This is a genomic window from Methylomonas montana, from assembly GCF_030490285.1.
GTDB lineage: Bacteria > Pseudomonadota > Gammaproteobacteria > Methylococcales > Methylomonadaceae > Methylomonas > Methylomonas montana.
The window spans coordinates 2,928,710-2,950,000 of sequence record NZ_CP129884.1 but is presented as its reverse complement, the minus strand read 5'-3'; the positions used below and the strand labels follow the sequence as shown (position 1 = coordinate 2,950,000).

Below are 21,291 nucleotides of genomic sequence, written 5' to 3'. Positions count from 1 at the left end.
GAATTGTCATAAAAATGTAAACAAATGTCGGGATAATCCGCGATATGTTTTGATTTGAGAGTGAACATGAAGCGGATTGCCCTGTTAGTATTGACCCTGTTAGCGGTACCCGGCCTGGCGCAAGCCTGGTGGAACGACGACTGGGGTTACAGAAAGAAAATCACCATCGATGCCCAGCGATTGCAGCAAGACAGCGTCAAGCCGGTCGGCGAGGGACTGGTGCTGGTGCGTTTGCATACCGGCAATTTCAGTTACTTTGCCGATCTGGCCGAGAACGGCAAGGATTTGCGGTTTCTGGCCGGCGACGATAAAACGCCGCTGAAGTTCTATATCGAGAAAATCGATCCTATCAATGAAATGGCTTTGATCTGGGTGAAATTGCCCAAGGATATTGCCACGGCCGACGAGCCGATGTTCTGGATGTACTACGGCAACCCGAAAGCGGTGGACGGTCAGGACGGCGCGGGCCTCTTCGATGTCGCCCAGGCGGTCGCTTATCATTTCGAGGCTGGTCCGGTTAAGGATGCCACTGCTTATGCGAATCAACCCGCTTCCGCCACCCAGACTGTGGTCGAAGGCGGGGCGGCCGGCGACGCGGGCGGATTCAACGGCAGCCAATCTATTCGTATCGCCGCGACACCGGCGATCCAAATGTCCGTCGAGTTCGGTTGGACGGTGTCTTCATGGGTGAAAATCGACCAGGCGCAAAGCAATGGCGTGCTGTTTCAACGCGACGGCTTGATTTTATCCGTTAGAGGCCAGACGCCGATTTTGGAAGTCAATCGTAAGGAATTGGTCAGCCCGGTGGATTTGAATCTGGCGGCTTGGCAACATTTGGCGGTTGCCGGCAATAAGGACGGTTTTACCTTGTATGTGGACGGCAAAGCCGTCGGTATCTTGCCGGCCAGCGTCTCGGCCTTGTTGGGCGATAGCAGTATCGGCGCGGCCGTGGACGGTACACGCGGTTTTGTCGGCGCGATCGACGAGTTTGGCATTGCTAAAGTGGCCCGCGATCAAAACTACCTGCAATTCGCGACGATGATGCAGGGCCAGTCTTCGGCATTGTTGAACTACGGCGAAGACAGCACCCCGGACAGCGAAGGCGGCAGCGAATCCTATCTGGTTTCGACGCTGAATAACGTCACCATCGACGGCTGGGTCATCATCGGTATTTTAGGGGTGATGTTTATCATCAGTACCCTGGTGATGATCAGCAAAGCCATCGTGCTGAGCCGTACTCGCAGCGAAAACAAGAAGTTTGAAGACGCTTTCAGTCAGTTGGGTGCTAAGAACATCAGCAATCTGGATCATCAGGACGAAGAAGGGCAGGCAGATTTCGACGAGTCGCCGCTGTTGTTGTCTTTGACCGGCAATCATGCCGCCTTTGCCGGTTCGTCCATCTACCGGATTTATCACGTCGGCGTACAGGAAATGAACAAACGTCTGCCTAAAGGCGTTGGGGCCGAGGCTGCCGACATGATTCTATCCTCACAAGGTCTGAATGCGGTGAAGGCGTCTATGGACGGCGTATTGGTGCGGGAATTGCAAAAACTCAATTCGCAAATGGTGTTGCTGACCATCGCTATTTCCGGCGGTCCGTTCCTGGGACTGCTGGGTACCGTGGTGGGGGTAATGATTACCTTCGCCGCCATCGCGGCGAGCGGGGAAGTCAACGTCAACGCCATCGCACCGGGTATCGCCGCCGCGCTGGTGGCCACGGTCGCCGGTCTGGCTGTGGCTATTCCGGCGCTGTTTGGCTACAACTATCTGGGCAGCCAGATCAAGATGGTGACCGCCGACATGCACGTGTTCGTCGACGAGTTCGTCGCCAAACTGGCCGAGCAGCATAGCTGATCATCTTTCGCCCGTTTACGGTAGAGCATTAGAAAAATGTAGGTCGGGTTAGTCCTGAGCGCAGTCGAAGGGCGTAACCCGACGTGTTGGCTTCGATGTGTCCGGTTGCGCGCTATCGAGGGAGTCCAACCTACGTGACAGCCACCTGTTGATCAAGAGAATAACGATATGAAAGTCCAAGAAGAAAATGCCGCGTACGACGAAATCAACGTCACGCCGATGCTGGATTTGGCGTATGTACTGTTGGTGGTATTTATTTTAATGACCACCGCGGCAGTACAGGGCGTGCAAGTCAACCTGCCCAAAGCCAGCAACACGCCCAGTCTGGCCAAGCCGCAAACCAAGGCGATTACCGTCACCGCCGACGGCACTATTTTTCTGGATACTTTTCCGGTGACCATGGAGCAACTGGAGTCGACTCTGTTGCAATACAAGGCCGCCAATCCGGAGTTGCCGGTGGTGGTGAAGGGCGATGCCACGGTGCAATATCAAAGCGTGGTGGATATTCTGGCCTTGCTGGGCAAGCTGGAAATCACCCAGGTCGGCTTGGTAACGCAAAGTCTTGTCAAATAGCGCATTCAGCCATGTCCGAAAAGAAACACTTACGGGTGTATATCCCCAGAATTATTGGCGGCTTGCTGGCGGCGCTGGCGGTGTTTTACATCGTCAAAGTCATCGTCGACTTTATCGATAAGAAGCCGGCGAAAAACGAGAAAAAGATCCAGCCCATCACCTTAATGAAACCGCCACCTCCGCCTCCGCCGAAAGTGGAAAAGCCGCCCGAGCCGGAAATCAAGGAAAAAATCGAACAACCGGAGCCTGAACCGGAACCGATGCCGGAAACGCCACCGGACGAAGCGCCGGCTCGCGATCTGGGACTGGACGCCGAAGGCACGGCGGGAACGGATGGTTTCGGACTGGCGGCCCGCAAGGGTGGGACTGGCCTGTTCGGTGGCGGCGGCAATCCTTACGCTTGGTACGGTGGCTTGGTCAAGAACGGCATCCTGAATCTATTGAGTAGCCATGAGGAACTGCGTCGCAAAGGCTATACCGCGATCGTCAAGGTGTGGCTAAAGGCCGACGGTTCGGTGGAACGAGTCGAATTAACCAAGGGCAGTAACGACGCCGACATCGACGAGCTTCTGGGTCGTTTATTGAACAAGTTCGACCGGGTAGCCGAGGCGCCGCCGCCCGGCATGCAGCAGCCGATCAAGTTAAAGATTTCATCACGTATTTAATCATCCAACGGGTAAACAAATGGCGAACAAAAAACAGCTGATGGCCTTGGCGCTATCCGGGCTGATCGGCACGGTGCAGGCCGGTGAAAAGGAAGAGTTACTGAAACTGCGCAACACCACGACCAATTTGATCAAACAACTGGTCAAGCAAGGGGTGATCACCGACAAAGCGGCAAACGAAATGATCAAGCAGGCCGAAGTCGAAGCAGGCCAGCAAGCTGCCGAAGCCAAAGCGGCGGCGGGCAAGGAAACGGTGCCGGCCGACGAAGTGCGGGTGGCGTATGTGCCGGATTTTGTGAAGGACGAGATCCGCCAGCAGGTGCGTAGCGAACTGCGCGAGGAAGTGGTCGGCGACGTGATGCAGAAGGCCAAGAACGAGCAATGGGGCTTACCGAATGCGTTGCCGGATTGGACTAAGCGTTTCAAGTTGTCCGGCGATATTCGCTTGCGTTCTCAGCATGAATATCAGGCCGATGACAATATTGCCGATTCTTACATCGACTACCAAGCTATCAACGACAACGGCGGCGTGACGAATGCTGGACTTGACCGGTATTACAACACGACCAACGACAGACAACGGTTTCGCCAGCGGCTGCGTCTGGGAATCGATGCCAATATTACCGACGGTTTGAAAGCCGGCGTGCGCTTGGCGACCGGCAATCAGCGCGATCCGGTGTCGACCAATCAAACCATGGCTAATTACGGCAACAAATACGACTTTACGGTGGATCGGGCCTATTTGCAATACGATGCTGTGGACGACGAAAAATTCAAATGGCTGACGCTGAGCGGCGGCCGGATCAAAAACCCCTGGTATACCGGCGGCGGCGAGTTTAGCGGTGGCAGCGAAATGGTCTGGGATACCGATTTATCGTTCGAGGGTTTTGCTGGTACGGTTCGGCATCGTCTGGGCGGTTCCGATAGTTTAATGGAGTCTGGCGATCATTCCCGGTCGGTGTTTTTTACGGCCGGGGCGTTTCCGTTGCAGGAGACCGCATTCAGCAACGACAAATGGTTGTTCGGCGGTCAGGCCGGCTTGGATTGGGGCTTTGTCAACCAGGATAGCCTGAAAGTGGGCGCGGCCTATTACGATTACGTCAATTTACAGGCGACACAAAACACCACAACCTCTGGTACTTGCGATACCAATAATCGCGCTAATAACGCTTCGCGGCCCGACTTTATTCAGGGCGGCAACACTTTGGCGACTATCTGTAAGGAAGGTACACGCTTGGCGCCGGGTACATTTCCAGCCACGGTTGGTTTAGCGCCGGACTTCAACATCATCAATCTGAACGCCTCCTATGACATGGCGGTGTTTGCACCGTATCATTTGCGGCTCAGCGGCGATTACGCAAAAAACATTGGCTTTGATCAAGAGCAGGTCAGCCGGCTTTACGGATCGAGCGTCGATGCGAAAACCACCGCCTGGCAATTCCGTGCCGATTTCGGTTGGCCGAAGGCGGAAGTGGCTGGGCATTGGAATGTATTCGCCGCTTATAAATATGTTGGCCGCGACTCGGTACTGGATGCGTTCACCGATTCCGATTTCCATCTGGGCGGTACCAATGTTAAAGGCTGGTTTATCGGTGGCAATTACGGCTTGATGAAAAATGTCTGGCTGACGGGTCGTTGGTTGAGTGCCGACATCATTACCGGGCCGGCCTGGGGTGTCGATGTGCTGCAAATGGACATCAATACGCAATTTTAGGCGGGGTTTGTATGAAAAATGTGAGCAAACAATGCTTAGGCTTGGTTTTTTTATCGACTTATTTACTTGTGTCACCATCGCAAGCCGCCCCACGCGACGCGGGTAAGGCGGATAGCGGTGCGGTGCTGAAGCTGCAAGCCATGGTCAAAAGCCTCACCGCCGAGCGCGATGCGGCGAAAGCCGAATCGGCCAAACTGACCGAGCAATTGCAGCAGTTTGAACAACTGAAAAAAGACCATTCCGCCGCCGTCGCCGCCAAGGAACGACTGGGTGGCGAACTGTCGGTGCAGAAAAACTCCACTGGCGAGGTACGCGAGCGTCTGGAAAAAACCAATGCCAGGCTGCTGGAAGTTATCGAAAAACATAAGGAAATCAGCCAGGCTAAAGCCGATTTGAATGCACAATTCACGGCATTGAACGGTAAGCAGCAAGCGACCGAGCAGCAGTTGGGTGTTTGTGATGGCCATAATCTCAAGCTTTACGAAGCGGCCAAGGAACTGCTGGAACGATACGAACATAAAGACGCCTTGGCCAGCCTGCTGGAACACGAAGCAGTGCTGCAATTTAAAAGCGTGGAAATGGAAACTATCGTCCAGGAATACGAAGATAAGCTGAACGCCGCTCAGTACCAAAAGCAGTCTGCCGCCGACTCCATCGCGCGGCCGACTACCACGCAATAATCCCTCGTTTGGCTAGGTGCGGCGTAATGCCGCACCTTACGCACCCCCTATTTACCCAAAGCCCTAAGGATTAACGGCCCAAATAAGTTAAAATCCAGCAAGCGGCAATTTTTTAAGCGGCTAAATTACCAAACGCAAGAAGCATCGAGAGACTAATGACGACAAAACAAAATCTTTTAAAAAATTTGGGCATTGTTGTGTTGACGACCGGCTTGGTGGCCTGTAACGGCGCCGATGAACGGAAAGCGAAATACATGGAGGAAGGTAAACAGCTGTATCAGGCGGGCGATTATGAAAAAGCCCAGCTGGCTTTTAAAAATGTGCTGCAAATCGATCCCAAGGATTGGGAAAGCCATTTTCAAATGGCGGAGGCCTTAAGCAAGCAAGGCAAAATTGAAAATGCCTTTAAGGAATACAGTATCGTCGTAGCCGGCAGTGAAAACCACGTGATGGCCAGAGTCAGGGTCGGTCAGCTGTTATTGCTGAACCGTGCTGTCGAAGACGCCGAAAAAATGGCAGGAGAAGCCTTGGCTAAAGAACCCGACAATGTCGAAGCGTTGGTGTTGTTTGCAGGCGTGCAGGCCGCGAAAAATAATAGCGACGGCGCGATTATGACGGTCGAACGCGCGCTGAAAAACAATCCAGACGATGTGCCGGCGACGTTGATGATGGCCTCTATCCAGGCCAGGCTGGATAAAGTCGATAAAGCCATTAGTTTGTTAAAACAGGCTATCGAGAAGAAAGCCGATAATGTGGCGTTGCGCAGCATGTTGGCCGGATTGTATGCGAAAAACAATCAAATAGCCGATGCGGAAGCGATGCTGGCGGAAATCGTCAAGCTGGAGCCGCAGCAATTGCAGCATTATCGGACATTAGCCTTGTTCCAGATTGGCACCAACCAGGTCGATAAGGCCGAATCGACCTTGCGCAATGCCGTACAAGCATTGCCGGACAACGACACCGCCAAAACCTTCCTGGTGGATTTTCTGATGGAAAAACGTAGCCCGGAAGTCGCAGTCGCCGAATTATTGCCGATGATTGAGCAAAAACCGGACGCCTATGAACTGAAATTCAAGCTGGCAAATATCCAACTAGCCAAGAAAGAACTCGATAAGGCCGAAGCGACTCTGAAGGAAGTAGTTGATCAGGACAAACTGGGCCGAAATGGGATTGTTGCTCGCAATAAATTGGCTGCTCTATATGCGATGACCAAGCGCGGCGACGAAGCCAAGGGTTTGATCAAGGAGGTATTGGATAACAATCCGCGCGATGCCGAGGCTTTAACCATGCGCGGTCAATTTTCCTTGGCCGAGAACAAAATTCCCGAGGCGATTGCCGATTTCCGGTCGGTATTGGTCGATCAGCCCAATAATATCGGGGTTTTAAAGATGTTGGCCGCTGCTCATCTTCGTAACAATGAGGAAGAGTTGGCAAAAGAGAACATGGAGAAGGTAGTCGCAGCGGCGCCGGCTGACGAAACCGCGCGCTTGGATCTGGTCGGTTTGTCCTTGAAATCGGGTCATCAGGATCAGGCTAGACAGCAGATAGAAGCGTTACTAAAAGCCAATCCGAAGAGTCTGAAAGGGCTGGAGGCGATGTTCAAACTGGAGATTGGCCAAAAACATTGGGATAAGGCCCAGGAAATCGCCAAGCAGGTTCAGCAGTTATTCGATAAGGATGCCACCGGCTTTTATATGTCCGGTTTGGGTTATCAGGCGGAAGGCAAATTGGAAGCCAGCGTCGAAGCATTTCAAAAAGCCCTGGCCCGTAAGCCGGATGCTATCGAGCCGTTGACCGAAATGGTGAAAAGTTACCTGGTACTGAAACAATCCGACAAGGCTATCGGCAAACTGCAACAAGTCGTCAAGCAGCAGCCCGATCATTTTATTGCCTATAACCTGATGGGTGGCGCTTATCTGAACGATCAAAAATTCAGCGAAGCCAAAACCGCTTATTTGAAAGCCCTGGATATTAAGCCGGAGTGGTACAGCCCGTATCGCAATTTGGCCTTGATCGAACTGGCGCAAAAGAATAAACAGGGGGCGATCGATATTTATAAAAAGGGTATCGATAAGAGTAAAGGCGCCTTGGAATTGGTGGACGATCTAGCGCGTTTGTATCACCGAGAAGGTCAGCATGAGCAAGTGTTGGCGCTTTATGAAGAGTCTTACAAACAGCATCCGGATTCGGTGGTCGCGGTTAATAATCTGGCCAGTTACTTATCGGATTTTTCTTCCAGCCCGGCTAATTTAGAGCGTGCGGCGAAGTTGGCCGAGCCTTTATTGCAAACCAATAACCCCAACATGATGGACACCGTAGGCTGGATTGCCTACAAACAAGGCGGTTACGACAAGGCCAAGGAGATTCTGTTGAAAGTGGTTGAGCGCGATCCGCAATCGCCGATCAGCAATTACCACTTGGGTATGACTTATTTCAAACAGAACGACCCGCTAAAGGCTCGTGAATATCTGCAAAAAGCGGTGGATAAAAAGGTCGAGTTTGATGGCTTGAACGAAGCGAAGGATGCTTTGAGTAAACTCTGATAGGCAATGTTGGAAAGTGTGGCTGCCGACGCAGCCACACCAGATCAGTCTAAGCGCCGGTAAAGCTGATTTTGTTATCGGTGGCTTTATTGAATACCGTCCCCAGCACATTGACGTCTTTCAACAAAGACGCAGCGTGCTTCAATTCATCGGTCTTGGTATGGCCTTCATCGATGACCAGCAACACACAATCCACATAGGGTGAAAAGCCCAAGGTATCGTCATGCGATAGAATCGGCGGCATGTCGAAAATAATGATGCGGGATGGATAGCGACTTTTCAGTTCGTTAACCAAACGCACCATCTTCGGCGAACGCAACATTTCGGTCGAGTTGAATAAGGGTTTGCCGGCCGGTAATACCACCAAACGTTCTATGCCCGGATTAATCAACATGGAGCTGATTTCGCTATCGTTCAGCAAATAATCGCTCAGGCCCAAGCTGGGTTGTATGCCGAATAATTGGTTGATACTGGGGTTTTGGAAATTGGCATCGACCAGCAAGGCGGTGCGGTCGAGTTCCATCGCCATGCTGATGGCTAAATTCGCGGCAGTTAAGCTGTTGCCGGTACCTTCGCCGGTACTGGTGATAGCCATCGTCTTCCATTCCATCGAGTCCATTTGCTGCAAGCAGCGAGTACGCAGCATTCTATAGGATTCCAGCCATTTGGCGGGCGAGGCGGCCGAGATGATTCGGTTGTGTTTGAGCAGATTCTGGTCGGGCTTGTGCACCCGGGTTTGGGTGTAAGCGATGTTAACCTTGTCGCCGGATTGGGCACTTGCCACTGTTGCCGATGAATTGCTTTTTTCCGCGAGGGTTTGAATAGAGTTCATGAGTTTTCCCTTGGATGATTAATTGCTCACAACGCGCAGTAATTTGTACCAGAACACATCAATCGGCATGATGATGAAATGAAAGAGGAGAACTGCCACTAATACTGCAATTGCGCTGCCGATTAGCAACATGCGTCGTTCATTTCTGCGGTCTTGATGTTCTTTTTGGCTTTCAAGATAGGGTATCGCGGCCAAGGGTTCCACACCCAGGATCGCGGTGACCGATTTTGGGCTATTGATAGTGGAATCCAGCATCTCGGCGAGTGCTACCGCGCCGAAACCGCTGGCCAGGGCCAGCACCACGCCCAACACCAGAATAGCAATCCGGTTGGGACTAACCGGTTCCAGAGGTTCTTGCGGCGGGTCGATCAGCGTGAAACGCTCGCCTTTCCTTTCCATTTCCAGCTGTTGTGATATTTGCGCTTCCATTTCGCGGGCACTGACCTCGCGATAGCGCAGATTGGTGTTATCAAGATCCTGGATCAAATCCAAATATTCCTTTTCGACCAGCGGCGATTGGCGCAGGCTTTGGCGCAACTCCTCCATCTTGCTGTTAACTCGGCCGCGGGTATAGTTCAAAGATTCGATTTCGGTGCTTACCGAGTCCAGCTGGGATTTTAGGGTGATGTAGGCCGGATTGTCCGGCTGGATAGCGCTATTGCTGTATTCGTCGTGCTTGGCGCTGACCAAACTCTGCTGCAGGGCGCTAATCTGTTTTTGCAGTTTCAGCACATCCGGGTGTTTTTCGGAATACTGTTTCAACAATAATGCCAGTTCGGCTTTTCTATCCGTCAGTTCTGCGTTCATCGCGTTAAGATCGGTATTGGAACCGATTTCTTTCTGCAAGGAATCGATCTCGCGTTTGATTTTGATGACGTCCGGATGGCTAGCCGAGTGGCTAGATAACACGGATGGATATTGGGATTGCAGTTCCTTCAACCGGTCTTTCATGTCGAACACCCGGTTGCCCGTCGCGTTGGTCGCCATCGCATTAGGGTCGATTTGCGCCAACTCGCCTTCCAGGTAAAAACGTCGATCATTGAGTGAGCGCTCTTGGGTATCCAGTTGCAGCAGTTGGTTGCTCAGCGAAGTCAGTTCTTGTTGATTCAGCGCACTGATTTGCGGTAGCTGATTCAGGTTTTTTTCCTTGAATGTCGCCAAGCCTTGTTGAATTTCCTGAATTTTGGCTTTCAGCCGTTTGGATTCCTCGCTTAAAAACAAGGCCGCATTTTCGGCTGATTCGGTGCGCGATTTAATATTTTCCTTCAGAAAAAGCGAAGTCAATTCATTGGCGACTTTTTGCGCGACGGATGAGGATTTATCGTCGAATGTCAGAGTAAAGGCGATAGTCGCTTGTTGCACCGGTCCGCTTTTGTTGTTGGCGACATCGGCGCTGATGGTCTCCACTTTGATGCTCTTGCGCATTTTTTCCAGAATCACTTCCTCTGGCTTGTTTTTGCGGTCTTCGGCGTAGAGGTCGTATTTTTTGATAATCTCCGTCAAATTAGGCCGGGTCATGATCCGTTGACTGATCATCTGAATCCGTTGGTCGGCAAAGGTAGTCACCGTGGAACGCACCAGTTCGGCGGGAATTTCTTGCGCTTCGATCAAAATGGTCGAGGTGGAACGGTACATGGCCGGCAATAGCACCGCCAAGACGATGCTGATCAACGCAATGATCAGAAAAGGAACAAACAAAAATTTTCTGCGTCGTTTGATGATTTTTAGATAGTCCTTGATGTCGATGGCTTGATTTTCCACGCTATTTCACCTGACGATTGATTTGAGGTTGATAAGAGAATTGTAGTTGCACGCTGTTGCCGATAGCGGTCTGATTAGTCGATTCATATTGTTGCTGGCGGTACGAATACGAAAGATCCAAATTGATTTCGGGTGTCCAGCGCCACTGAATATTGGGGGTAAGCGTAGTGTACGTCCGGTTGTTGCTGGCATTATTGCCATTGAAATTGGTAACCGATTCAGACATCTGATAACTGGCGTTGATGCCGGTATTCCAGCGGTCGGTTAAGTTATAACGGGCGCTAGCGGAAAACAATGTGGTTTGTTGTTGGGTGCCGGTACTGGCTGGATTTAATTGTTGACTGGCGCTTAGGCTCAGGTTGCCCCGCTCAAAATTGCGGATCAGACTGGCCGAATAGACGTTGCCGCTGGTGCTGCTGGATTGCGATGATTCCGTAGGCAAAAAACTAGGGTCGTCAAACGTTGTCCGGCTATTGAAGTCCGAATTGATATTGCGGATACCGGCGGCAAGCGATAATTGCATTTGTTCGCAGAGCGCGTATTGCAAGCCCAGCTGATAAAACAGGGTGCGTTGGATTTGACTGAAATGAGTATTGCCGGGAGCGCCAAATTGGAATTCCGGGCGAAGTGTGACCGAAGCACCGTTTGGTGCCAACACACGCTGCACCAGGCCTAGACCGCGTTGCTCACTCGGCGAATCGAACTCCGAATAAGCACCGGTCAAATTGAATGACAAGCGTTCCGAGTAAACATGCGTCAGGGTAGCGGAAAACTGTTGATTCGAGTAGTCGGAGTAATAGCGGTTGCTCGCTAGGCTAGCTTGGCGGTCGTAAGCGACATCGACATAGTTATATCCCAATTGCAGCGCATTGGTTTCGTTCAGGTTGTAAGTAATACTGGGGGCCACCGACTTGGTCGTGCGCGGCACCAGGATTTGTATGCCGCCTAATTCATTGATTTGTGCGGGGTCCAGTTGGTTATTGATGGAAGATTCTTCGCTGTAACCGGCGGTCAGGTCGGTTTTGAATAATTCAGACCTAAACATATGGTTAACGTTGACCAGCTTCTCGGAAAAATCCAGAGCCGAATCGCCGTGATAAATCAACTCATTCCATTTGAATCGCGTTTTCAGCTCGTTGTCGTCCGCTAGATATCCGAACAACACTCCCGGCGAAAGCGTGCTGATTAGATTGGTGCGCCTGGGTTTAATCTGCATGCGTAGGTTATCGTCATAACGTTCCTTAAAGCTGAAGTCAGGCTCGAACAACAACTCCAGTGCGTAGCTATTACCTGTAAACAACACCAACGCAGCAGGCAGCAAAAAATCCGTTTTAATCTTCATAGATAGCAACTTCTATCTAAATCCTTTCAGGGTACGGTGACCGTGTCTCCCGGTTCCAGCAGGATATTTTGTTCGAGATTTTCCCCATCGATGGCGTCGCTGTAATCGAAAGGAAACACTTTGACTTGATCGCCGCTGCGGCGAATGATGCTGATTGAGCTTTCTTTGGCAAAAATCGTCAGACCGCCCGCCAGGCTGAGTGCTTGCAGTACGTCCAGGCGCCGGCCGGAAAACACTTGTCCGGGTTTGTTGACTTTACCGATCACGAAAATCGAGTTGCCTTGGTTGTTGAGCAATTTCACGGTAACCGACGGATCGGAGATGTAGTCCGAAAGCCGACTGGTGAGGTTGTCCTTTAGTTCGGTAATGGTTTTGCCAGCTGCGCCGACGGTGCCGATCAATGGGAAAATAATGGTGCCGTCAGGCGAAATTAAAATCTGCAACTGCTGTAAGCCTTCTTCTTTCCAGACCGTAATTTCCAGCGCATCGCCTGGCGAAAGTTGATAAGAAGCATAATTGGTTTGCTCGACAAACACATTAGGTGTGGAGTTGGCCGTGGCGGGGGCAGATTCTATCGGTGGTGCGGGTGGGATTTGGATTTCCTGGTCTGCAAACGCAGTGCTTGAGCAAAGCAGACAAAACGATAAAAGAGTAATTATCTGTTTCAAAATGTATTCCTTTATGATGTTATTGAGATTGCAGTCCGTACGGTCTAACAAGCCGACAAAGCATTGCGCGATTGTAATGACGGAATATAACAATAATAAGACGATCCTAAACGCAATCCTGGTGCTTAAATACCGGGACTCATCGCCGGATTATAACTGTTAATGCAGCTATTTTGGACAAGTAAGGCAGTAACAATTCAAATAATAAGGGAATTATGTAGGTAAGCAAATGATATTGAACGATTTTTTGAAAGCAGTAAAAACTGGGCAAGCGATTGATTTTCAGGACACCATGGCTGTAATCGCCAAATATTACCATTATCAGGCTACCGAATTCAGCAACGGCCTGGAGCAGTCGCTCATCAACGAAGCCGGCCATAACGAGGGGTCTTGCAAGATTTTTGCATTTGCCAAATTGCATCGGCTCACTGTCGAACAGACTCTGGCGCTATTTGGCGATTACTACTGGAAGGATGTCTTGAACAATCCCGAGGGTCAGGACCATCAAAATATCAGAAACTTCATGCGGGATGGCTGGGAAGGCATTGTTTTCAAAGGCGAGGCCTTACAAGCTAAACAATAGCCGTGCAAATCGATGTATTACTGATCGGCCAGGGGCTTGCCGGCAGTCTGCTAGCTTGGGAGTTGCTTAAGCGGCAGTTTCGAATACTGGTGGTCGATAATGGCTTGGAAAATGCCTCGCAAGTCGCCGCCGGCCTGGTTAATCCAGTTACCGGGCAACGCTTGGTCAAGCAAGCGGATATCGAAATCTTGCTGCCGGCCGCGTTGGCTGGCTACCGGCAACTTGCCGAGCAGTTTCAGCAAAATTTCTATGTGCAGATGCCGATGTTGAAAATTCTGCGCACGCAACAGGAGCGGGAGTTGGCCATGCGGCGCTTAAGCCAGCCGGATTATCTGGCTTACTTGTCGGAATGGCTCCCGATGCTCGAGGCTGTCCATGCGCCGTTTGGGGTATTACAACAGCAGCAAACCGGTTACTTGAAAACCGAGGCATTATTAAAAAATCTGCGCGATTTTTTGATCGGCAATAGTTGTTATCGGCAAGCCGATTTGCAATATGGCGACATTAGCGTGCGGCCGGATCTGCAATGGCAAGATGTTAAACCCCGCCATATCGTGTTTTGCGAAGGTCATCGGGCTGTCGCGAATCCCTGGTTTGGCGGTTTGCCGTTTCAATTGGCGAAAGGCGAGATCCTGGGCTGCGAAAGTCGGCAGGATCTGCCGGAGCGGATTTTGAACTACGGTCACTGGCTGATTCCTCTCGAAGCGCGGCGTTTTAAAACCGGTGCCACTTTCGATACCCAGCATACAGACAATTTACCGAGCCAGTCGGCGCAAAACGCCTTATTGGCTAGTCTGCGAACGGTTTGTCCGCTACAGCCGTCGATTAGTGTTTACCAACACCGGGCGGGGATTCGGCCGGCCACCTTGGACAAACAGCCGTTTATCGGCACTCACCCCCGACATCAACAATTGCATATTTTTAATGGTTTCGGCGCTAAAGGCAGCTTGGCGATTCCTTTCTACGCCGCCCGGTTTGCCGATTATCTGCAACAGCAAGCCGACTTGCCGCCCATTTGCGATATACGACGCTATGATGAAACGCATTTCCTTGCTTGAGATGGCCCACGATATCGTCGGCTCATACCTGAAACCTGGCGATATTGCGGTCGATGCGACGTTAGGTAACGGCCATGACACCTTGTTTTTGGCGCAATGCGTGGCGGCGGAGGGTCATGTTTACGGTTTCGATATACAGCGACAGGCGTTGATCAAAACCTATCAACGCTTGCTGGAACACGATCTGCAACGGCGGGTGACGCTTTGTCTGGCTAGTCATGCCGACATGCTGAATCACCTGCCTCAGCAGTACTATGGCCGCTTAGGGGCGGCGATGTTTAATCTCGGATATTTGCCGGGTGCCGATAAAACCGTGATTACCCAAATCGATTCGACCTTGCTGGCCTTGAATACCGCATGCGGTTTATTGGCGCCGCGTGCGGTGGTGACAGTATTGGCCTATCCGGGCCATGCCGGTGGCGATTTGGAAGCCGAGCAACTGCTGGCTTGGAGTCAGCGTTTGGATAGCGCCTGTTTTAGGTCGGAAGTTATTTTGAGCAGTCATGACAAGCCCACCGCGCCCAGGCTTTTTGTTATTCGCAAACAAGCCGATCTGCTATGATTGCGCTCCTTTTTTTAATAGCAGTAGATACTCATCATGTCAGAATTCAATAACGTCACCATCGTCAAGCAGGCCAATGTGTATTTCGACGGCAAAGTGAATAGCCGCACCATTAAGTTTGCCGACGGTTCTTCAAAAACCTTGGGATTCATGCAACCCGGCGAATATACCTTTAACACTGCCGATCCTGAGTTGATGGAAATTCTGGCGGGCGAATTGGAAGTGCTGCTACCGGGCAACGATGCCTGGCAAACCGTGAAAGGCGGCGAGTCTTTTAACGTACCCGCTAATGCCCAATTCACGATGAAGGTCAGCACCGCCAGCGATTATTGCTGTTCTTTTTTGAAGTAAGCGCGGGATGGAAAAGGTAGCGATTTTTGTCGATGTCCAAAATATTTACTACACCACCCGGCAACGCTACCAAAAACATTTCAATTACAGCGCTTTTTGGCAGCAGGCAACCGTTGGCAAGCAGGTTGTCGCTGCCTTTGCCTACGCCACCGATCGCGGCGACAGCAAACAGCAGGGTTTTCAGCAAATCCTGAAAAATATCGGTTTTACCGTCAAACTCAAGCCTTATATCCAGCGCCGTGACGGTACCAGTAAGGGCGACTGGGATGTGGGGATAACCTTGGACGTGATGGAGTACGCCGCGCAGGCGGACCGGATCATTCTATTGTCCGGCGACGGCGATTTCGAATTGCTGCTGCAAAAGGTGCGCAACGATTTTGGTACTACCAGCGACGTTTACGGCATTCATAGCTTAACCGCGCCAGCCTTGATTCAGGCGGCCGACAACTTTATTGCCATTGCCGGCGCGTTGTTGCTGTAAAACGTTTCGGCCGGATGGCTTATTTTTTGTCGGGCTCTTGTTCGACCAGTTCCTTACCTTTTTCCGCGGAACTGCTGGCTTCTTTTTTATCGGGCTGACTGGTTCTGCGAGCTAGCGTGTCAGGTTCGTTGCCGAACATACCACTGATTTTCTCCCACATCGACCGTTCGAGATCGCGCTTGGGCACATCGACGCTGGCTTCGGCAGATTCTTTAACGACCGGCAACGAGCTTGGCCTAAAGTCGCCTTGCACGCCCATCAAATTGTCGCCATTGAAAAACAAGGAAACCCGCTTTTGCACCCGATCTTCGCCGCCAGGTTGTTCAGAATATAAATAGTCCCAGCGTTTTTCGTGAAAGGCATCGGCCAGCATCGGCGAGCCCATGATGTAAAGCACTTGACGCTTGGTCATGTTAGGCCGCAGTTGGTTGACCATGCTTTGGTCGATGATGTTGCCTTGCTCAATATCCAAGGTGTAAACGCCGGGTAGATTATTGAGGATGGTGCTGCAAGCGCCTAGGGGCAAACTGATGACGGCCGCGAGCAAAAATGACGATTTTTTCATGGGGAGTAGGTTAAGTCCGACGACAAGCGATGAAGCATTATCCCATAATTCTGTCAGCGGCTTAGCGCAAAAAACGATACAATGCCGTGGATTATAGGTTTAAAGAGGACAGGCTTGTGGAAACTCAGGATTTGCGTAATGCGGGCTTAAAAGTAACCTTGCCCAGGATCAAAATTCTGGAGATCTTGGAAAAACAGCAAGACGACCGTCATTTATCGGCCGAGAAGGTTTACAAGATTTTATTGTCCGAAGGCGAAGAAATAGGCTTGGCGACCGTGTATCGGGTGTTGACTCAATTCGAGGCGGCCGGTTTGGTCGAGCGGCATCACTTCGAGGGCGGCAACTCGATTTTCGAATTGAACAAAGGCAACCATCACGATCATGTGGTCTGTATGAAATGCGGTAAAGTCGCGGAGTTTACCGATGAGATCATCGAGAAACGCCAGTCGGAAATCGCCCAGAAATTAGGTTACACCCTTACCGATCACAGCCTTTACCTATACGGTTATTGCGCCGTTTGTAAAAACCCCTAAGCCCAAAAGCATGTTCAAACCACTCATCCTGTATATCGGGTTACGCTACACCCGTGCCAAAAAGCGCACCCAATTCATCTCGTTCATTACCTTAACATCCGTGCTCGGTATCGCACTGGGCGTGACAGCCTTGATTACCGTGTTGTCGGTGATGAACGGTTTCGAAGCCGAGCTGCGCGAGCGCATCCTGGGCATGACCGCGCATAGCACGATCACCGGCCGCTTCGGTCAGTTGGACGATTGGCAAGTCTTGGAACAGCGCACCCGCAACATGGCGCATGTCGAAGGCGCCGCGCCGTTTATTCACGGCCAAGTAATGATCAACGCCGACCGCCAGGTCAGCGGCACCTTGCTGCAAGGCGTGCTGCCCGAGTACGAAGCCAAGGTGTCCGAAGTAGCCAGCAAAATGATGTTCGGCAGTCTCAACGATCTGGTGCCCGGCGAGTTCGGCATCGTGCTGGGCGTGGAATTGGCTAATTACCTGGGCGTGACGATGGGTGATAAAGTCACCGTGATCACCCCGCAGATCAATTCCACCCCCGCTGGCATTCTGCCGCGGATGAAAAGGTTTACCGTGGTCGGCGTGTTCAAGGTCGGAATGTACGAATACGACCGCAACATGGCGCTGATGCATCTCGACGATGCCGGTAAATTGTTCCGTCTGGAGCAGGCGGTATCGGGATTACGTTTAAAACTGGACGATTTGTTCAATGCGCCGCGCATCACCCAAACTTTGGCCGATAACTTGGGCGACGAATTTCGGGTCAGCGATTGGACCAAAGCCCACAGCAACTTCTTTAGAGCGGTACAAACCGAAAAGCGGGCCATGTTTATCATCTTGTTGCTGATCGTCGCGGTGGCCGCATTCAATATTGTCTCCACGCTGGTGATGGTCGTCACCGACAAGCGCGGCGACATTGCTATTCTTAAAACCCAAGGCTTGTCGAACGGTTCGGTGATGGGCATTTTTATCGTATTAGGCTGTGTAATCGGCAGCATCGGTACCTTGTTGGGGACGGTCGGCGGCGTGTTGTTGGCGCTGAACGTGGAAACCATCGTCCCTGCCATCGAGAAAGCCTTTGGCGTGCAATTCATGGCCGCTGATGTCTATTACATCAGCGAAGTCCCGTCCAAACTGATTTGGACCGATGTCTATTGGATAGCTTGCATAGCGTTTTTATTGTCCTTGCTGGCTACCTTGTATCCGGCCTGGCAGGCGGCTAGAGTCAATCCGGCCGAGGTGTTGCGTTATGAATAATCCCGTCATTTTGCAGTGCCAACAGCTCACCAAACGCTATGCCCAGGGCGATCTGAACGTCGAGGTGTTAAAAGGCGTCGATTTGGCGATTCATGCCGGCCAACGCGTAGCAATCATGGGCGCATCCGGCTCCGGTAAAAGCACCTTGTTGCATTTGCTGGGCGGCCTGGAAAAGCCCAGTTCCGGGTCGGTGATACTCGACGGTTCGGATTTGAATCAGATCAGCGCCGGCAAATTGAGCCAGTTGCGCAATCGCTCGTTAGGCTTTATTTATCAGTTTCACCATTTGCTCGGCGAATTTACCATCCTGGAAAATGTGGCGATGCCGCTGTTGATCGGCAAGCGATCGGTCAAACAGGCGCAACAGCAAGCAGCCGAGTTACTGAAACGGGTCGGTTTGGGGCATAGGATGTTGCATAAACCCGGTGAGCTGTCCGGCGGGGAGAGACAGCGTGCCGCCGTGGCACGGGCCTTGATCAACAAGCCTAAATGCGTATTGGCCGACGAGCCGACCGGCAATCTGGACAGTAAAACCGCCGAACAGATTTACCAACTGATGTTGGAGCTGAATCAGGAATTGCAGGTCAGTTTTCTGGTGGTTACCCACGATCCCGATCTGGCGGCGAGAATGGATCATGTGTTGTACATGGAAGACGGCTTAATTGTGCCGGACAGAAGTCATCATTTTTGAGCGGGTGGGCCAAAAAGCAATCTAACGCGAAGGCTACAGCAGGGCGATGTAAAATCTGAATGTTGGGTTCTGTTTATGTGCAACCCGACAAAATCAAACCTGGAAAAGCTTTCGTGAGTGGGGCATATCGCCAAGAACATCGATAACGTTGGCGAACGCGGATAGAGTAAATGTTCCTTGGTGTCCAATGTAATCTGCTATTGAAATGCCGCCTGCCCCGGTAGGCTCGGCGGTTGCACTACTAGTGTGTTTTTCAATTAACCCTGCTCGGAAAGTCCACCTCAAGCCGGGCTAAGTTGGCTAATAGCCGTTATTCGCGTACCCGAATCAAATCGTGGCAGCTTTTGCAGGTGGCGCCGACTTTGCCGAATTGGGCTTTAACTTCCGCTGCATCGCCATTGGCCGCTACTTTTTGCAACTCGTTGGCTTCCTTGATGAAAGTCGCTTCGATTTCCTTTACTTCATCCTGTTTCTCGAAGAACTCGGGTTTCAGACGGGTCGCTTTCCAGCCCGTGCCTTTATCGGTGCCGGGACCGTAGAGTCCGAGCAGGCCTGAATTGGCGACGGCGGCAACGGCATTGGCAGCGGCGATCACTTGATCCTTATTAAACGTTTCCGGATGATCGGCAGCCTGAGATTTGATTTTCGCGGTATTCCAGCCCAGGAAGGAATAGGCGGATTGACGGAATCTGATCTGATCTTCCACCTCTCCGGCCACTGCTGCCGTGGTAATGGCGCCTAGCGCCAGTGCGATGCTTAGTTTCAATTTCATGGGGGTTAACTCCTTGTGGTGTTGTAGAAAAAGTAACGCTTTAAGATTTAGGATGGGCCGAAGCGGTTTGGAAGCTGGCCAATGGCGCCAGATAATCCACGAAGCCGCCGCCCCAGACACCCCATACCACCGATACCGCAATCAATAGGGTGATCACGAAACGTAGTGGGCCGACCGGTTTGATCGGGGAGGGCGCCAATGATCTGGGTAAGTGTTTTTTGCCGGTCAGCATCGCCCCGACCAGATTGGTTTTTTTCAGGCGTTGATAAAGAACGATGGCGGTGACATGCACCGCTACCAGACCCAGCAGCAGATTCACCGCATAAATATGCCAGCCGCTTAATTTGTCGCTGAGTTCTTTATCGATGGCATGAAACAGCGGGCCTTCGAAGGCGATGTCGTCGTTGGCAAACAGGCCGGTGACGGCCAGGAAGCTCAACACGGCCAGCAGGACGATAATCGCTATCGCGCCGGCCGGATTGTGACCGACACCTTGCCATTCGCCTTTGATATATTCCACCAGCCTGGAAAAAGTCGGGAAGAAATTGGCGAAACGAGCATGAGTGGTGCCGACGAAGCCCCAGATCAATCGAAACACCAGCAAACCCAAAATCAAACTGCCGAAGCGGGCATGCCAATCAGTCAAATTGCCGCCCAGTTTGCCGGTGGCGTAGGCGCCGACCACCGCCAGCACCAGCAGCCAGTGAAACAGCCGTAACGGCCAATCCCAAATATGCACTTCCACTTTCATTGAATCCTCCCGGCGGTTTAACTGTCGCGCAAGTAAGCGTTGAAGAAACTGATAGTCCTATCCCAGGCCAGCTTGGCGGTGCCAGCGTCGTAGCGTGGCGTGGTGTCGTTATTAAAGCCGTGCTGTACACCCGGATAGGTATGGGCTTCGTAATTGACACCGGCTTTTTGCAACGCGGCTTCATAGGCTGGCCAGCCGGCATTGATCCGATCATCGACGCCGGCGTAATGGATCAGCAAGGGGGCCTTGATTTTCGCGGCCTGCTCAGCGGAAGGTTGTGCGCCGTAGAAAGGCACGCCGGCCGCCAGATCCGGAATCCGGGTAGCCAGGAAGTTGACGATGCCGCCGCCGTAGCAAAAGCCCACCGCGCCCAACTTGCCGTTACTTTGCTGCAATTTTTTAATGGCTTGTGCCGCCGCCAGGAAATCGGCCTGGGTTTTGTCTTTATCCAGTTTTTGGAACAATTCGCGGGCCTTGTCTTCGTCGCCTGGATAACCGCCCAGCGTAAACAGGGCGTCCGGGGCGAAGGCGATGAAATTATCCAGCGCCAGGCGACGGGCGATGTCTTGGATATGTGGATTCAGGCCACGGTTTTCATGGATGACCAGTACGATTGGCAGCTTGCCGGCGGCTTTGGCTGGTTGTACTAAGTAGCCGCGAATCTTGCCGTTGCCGTGGGGAGATGGATATTCCAGATAACTGGCCTTGATGCGCGGGTCGTTGTCGGCGATTTGTTGAGCTTCAGCGAAGCGCGGGTTCAACGCTTCCAGCAGCGCTTCGGCGGTCAGGCCCAGCAGGGCGTATTTGGGCACCGACGATAAAAAATCCCGTCGGGAAATATCGCCATGCACGTATTTATCGAAAGCCTGCAGCGCTTCCGGGTGAAAGTCTTGAGCGGTCTTGCGCGCCATCGTATTTGTCTCCTAAAAATGTGTATTTGTAAACGCAAACAAACCCTGGACGCAGCGAGTGCATCTTAGGTTTTGGCGTTGTTCGAATTTTGCTAGTGCTGCGGCGCTTAGCGCCGCAGTGGTTAAGCCGGTTTAGGGCGTTG

General features: G+C 51.9%; 22 protein-coding genes. 14 read left to right on the top strand and 8 right to left on the bottom strand.

Annotation, left to right across the window (positions count from 1 at the left end):
- The first annotated feature begins 66 nt into the window (after nucleotides 1–66).
- The 6 genes from QZJ86_RS13555 (at nucleotide 67) to QZJ86_RS13530 (ending at nucleotide 8,029) form a co-directional block, all read left to right on the top strand.
- Nucleotides 67–1,854, top strand: a complete 1,788-nt coding sequence (locus tag QZJ86_RS13555) for a DUF2341 domain-containing protein (protein WP_301670957.1) — start codon at nucleotides 67–69, stop codon at nucleotides 1,852–1,854.
- 168 nt (nucleotides 1,855–2,022) lie between these two features.
- On the top strand, nucleotides 2,023–2,427 hold the full coding sequence (locus tag QZJ86_RS13550) for an ExbD/TolR family protein (protein WP_036276642.1): 405 nt from the start codon (nucleotides 2,023–2,025) through the stop codon (nucleotides 2,425–2,427).
- An 11-nt stretch (nucleotides 2,428–2,438) separates the two neighbouring features.
- Nucleotides 2,439–3,092 carry a TonB C-terminal domain-containing protein gene (locus QZJ86_RS13545; protein ID WP_301670956.1) on the top strand — a complete coding sequence of 218 codons (654 nt, stop codon included), beginning with the start codon at nucleotides 2,439–2,441 and terminating at the stop codon, nucleotides 3,090–3,092.
- A gap of 19 nt (nucleotides 3,093–3,111) precedes the next feature.
- On the top strand, nucleotides 3,112–4,806 hold the full coding sequence (locus tag QZJ86_RS13540) for a putative porin (protein WP_301670955.1): 1,695 nt from the start codon (nucleotides 3,112–3,114) through the stop codon (nucleotides 4,804–4,806).
- Between the two features lie 68 nt (nucleotides 4,807–4,874).
- Nucleotides 4,875–5,486, top strand: coding sequence for a hypothetical protein (locus QZJ86_RS13535; protein WP_301670954.1), 612 nt, complete (start codon nucleotides 4,875–4,877; stop codon nucleotides 5,484–5,486).
- 155 nt (nucleotides 5,487–5,641) lie between these two features.
- Nucleotides 5,642–8,029, top strand: coding sequence for a tetratricopeptide repeat protein (locus tag QZJ86_RS13530; RefSeq protein ID WP_301670953.1), 2,388 nt, complete (start codon nucleotides 5,642–5,644; stop codon nucleotides 8,027–8,029).
- Between the two features lie 49 nt (nucleotides 8,030–8,078).
- Here the strand turns inward: QZJ86_RS13530 and QZJ86_RS13525 are convergent, their stop codons facing one another.
- The 4 genes from QZJ86_RS13525 to QZJ86_RS13510 are packed head-to-tail and all read right to left on the bottom strand — an operon-like array spanning nucleotide 8,079 to nucleotide 12,632.
- Nucleotides 8,079–8,861, bottom strand: a complete 783-nt coding sequence (locus QZJ86_RS13525) for a CpsD/CapB family tyrosine-protein kinase (protein ID WP_301670952.1) — start codon at nucleotides 8,859–8,861, stop codon at nucleotides 8,079–8,081.
- Between the two features lie 18 nt (nucleotides 8,862–8,879).
- Complete coding sequence (locus tag QZJ86_RS13520; RefSeq protein WP_301670951.1) at nucleotides 8,880–10,622, bottom strand: lipopolysaccharide biosynthesis protein; 1,743 nt, start codon at nucleotides 10,620–10,622, stop codon at nucleotides 8,880–8,882.
- A 1-nt stretch (nucleotide 10,623) separates the two neighbouring features.
- A complete protein-coding gene (locus tag QZJ86_RS13515) occupies nucleotides 10,624–11,964 on the bottom strand; it encodes a porin family protein (protein ID WP_301670950.1) in 1,341 nt (446 codons plus the stop codon).
- Nucleotides 11,965–11,990: 26 nt separating this feature from the next.
- Nucleotides 11,991–12,632: a polysaccharide biosynthesis/export family protein gene (locus QZJ86_RS13510; protein ID WP_301670949.1), complete on the bottom strand. Its 642-nt coding sequence runs from the start codon at nucleotides 12,630–12,632 to the stop codon at nucleotides 11,991–11,993.
- A 229-nt stretch (nucleotides 12,633–12,861) separates the two neighbouring features.
- Here QZJ86_RS13510 and QZJ86_RS13505 point away from each other — a divergent pair, with 229 nt between their 5' ends.
- From QZJ86_RS13505 to QZJ86_RS13485, 5 genes are read left to right on the top strand one after another with little or no spacing between them, the layout of a single operon-like run.
- Nucleotides 12,862–13,215 carry a HopJ type III effector protein gene (locus tag QZJ86_RS13505; protein ID WP_301670948.1) on the top strand — a complete coding sequence of 118 codons (354 nt, stop codon included), beginning with the start codon at nucleotides 12,862–12,864 and terminating at the stop codon, nucleotides 13,213–13,215.
- Between the two features lie 2 nt (nucleotides 13,216–13,217).
- Complete coding sequence (locus tag QZJ86_RS13500; RefSeq protein WP_301670947.1) at nucleotides 13,218–14,273, top strand: NAD(P)/FAD-dependent oxidoreductase; 1,056 nt, start codon at nucleotides 13,218–13,220, stop codon at nucleotides 14,271–14,273.
- The gene (locus QZJ86_RS13495) at nucleotides 14,248–14,835 is read left to right on the top strand and encodes a tRNA (mnm(5)s(2)U34)-methyltransferase (RefSeq protein WP_301670946.1); all 588 of its coding nucleotides are present in this window, start codon (nucleotides 14,248–14,250) and stop codon (nucleotides 14,833–14,835) included. The genes QZJ86_RS13500 and QZJ86_RS13495 overlap by 26 nt, the downstream gene beginning before the upstream one ends.
- Nucleotides 14,836–14,871: 36 nt before the next feature.
- Nucleotides 14,872–15,186 carry a pyrimidine/purine nucleoside phosphorylase gene (ppnP, locus tag QZJ86_RS13490; protein ID WP_301670945.1) on the top strand — a complete coding sequence of 105 codons (315 nt, stop codon included), beginning with the start codon at nucleotides 14,872–14,874 and terminating at the stop codon, nucleotides 15,184–15,186.
- Between the two features lie 7 nt (nucleotides 15,187–15,193).
- Complete coding sequence (locus QZJ86_RS13485; RefSeq protein ID WP_301670944.1) at nucleotides 15,194–15,667, top strand: LabA-like NYN domain-containing protein; 474 nt, start codon at nucleotides 15,194–15,196, stop codon at nucleotides 15,665–15,667.
- Nucleotides 15,668–15,686: 19 nt separating this feature from the next.
- Here the strand turns inward: QZJ86_RS13485 and QZJ86_RS13480 are convergent, their stop codons facing one another.
- The gene (locus tag QZJ86_RS13480) at nucleotides 15,687–16,232 is read right to left on the bottom strand and encodes an outer membrane protein assembly factor BamE (protein WP_301670943.1); all 546 of its coding nucleotides are present in this window, start codon (nucleotides 16,230–16,232) and stop codon (nucleotides 15,687–15,689) included.
- Between the two features lie 116 nt (nucleotides 16,233–16,348).
- Between QZJ86_RS13480 and fur the strand changes: the two genes are divergently transcribed.
- Genes fur through lolD form a run of 3 tightly spaced genes read left to right on the top strand, consistent with a single transcriptional unit; the run spans nucleotide 16,349 to nucleotide 18,714 of the window.
- Nucleotides 16,349–16,765, top strand: a complete 417-nt coding sequence (fur, locus tag QZJ86_RS13475; protein ID WP_301670942.1) for a ferric iron uptake transcriptional regulator — start codon at nucleotides 16,349–16,351, stop codon at nucleotides 16,763–16,765.
- 10 nt (nucleotides 16,766–16,775) lie between these two features.
- The gene (locus QZJ86_RS13470; RefSeq protein WP_301670941.1) at nucleotides 16,776–18,023 is read left to right on the top strand and encodes a lipoprotein-releasing ABC transporter permease subunit; all 1,248 of its coding nucleotides are present in this window, start codon (nucleotides 16,776–16,778) and stop codon (nucleotides 18,021–18,023) included.
- Nucleotides 18,016–18,714: a lipoprotein-releasing ABC transporter ATP-binding protein LolD gene (lolD, locus tag QZJ86_RS13465; RefSeq protein WP_301670940.1), complete on the top strand. Its 699-nt coding sequence runs from the start codon at nucleotides 18,016–18,018 to the stop codon at nucleotides 18,712–18,714. Before QZJ86_RS13470 ends, lolD begins: the two co-directional genes overlap by 8 nt.
- Nucleotides 18,715–19,024: 310 nt before the next feature.
- Here the strand turns inward: lolD and QZJ86_RS13460 are convergent, their stop codons facing one another.
- Genes QZJ86_RS13460 through QZJ86_RS13450 form a run of 3 tightly spaced genes read right to left on the bottom strand, consistent with a single transcriptional unit; the run spans nucleotide 19,025 to nucleotide 21,148 of the window.
- Nucleotides 19,025–19,486, bottom strand: a complete 462-nt coding sequence (locus tag QZJ86_RS13460) for a c-type cytochrome (protein ID WP_301670939.1) — start codon at nucleotides 19,484–19,486, stop codon at nucleotides 19,025–19,027.
- A gap of 40 nt (nucleotides 19,487–19,526) precedes the next feature.
- Nucleotides 19,527–20,237, bottom strand: coding sequence for a cytochrome b/b6 domain-containing protein (locus QZJ86_RS13455; RefSeq protein WP_301670938.1), 711 nt, complete (start codon nucleotides 20,235–20,237; stop codon nucleotides 19,527–19,529).
- 17 nt (nucleotides 20,238–20,254) lie between these two features.
- Entirely contained in the window at nucleotides 20,255–21,148 is an 894-nt protein-coding gene (locus tag QZJ86_RS13450) for a dienelactone hydrolase family protein (RefSeq protein WP_301670937.1), read from the bottom strand.
- Nucleotides 21,149–21,291: the final 143 nt, after the last annotated feature.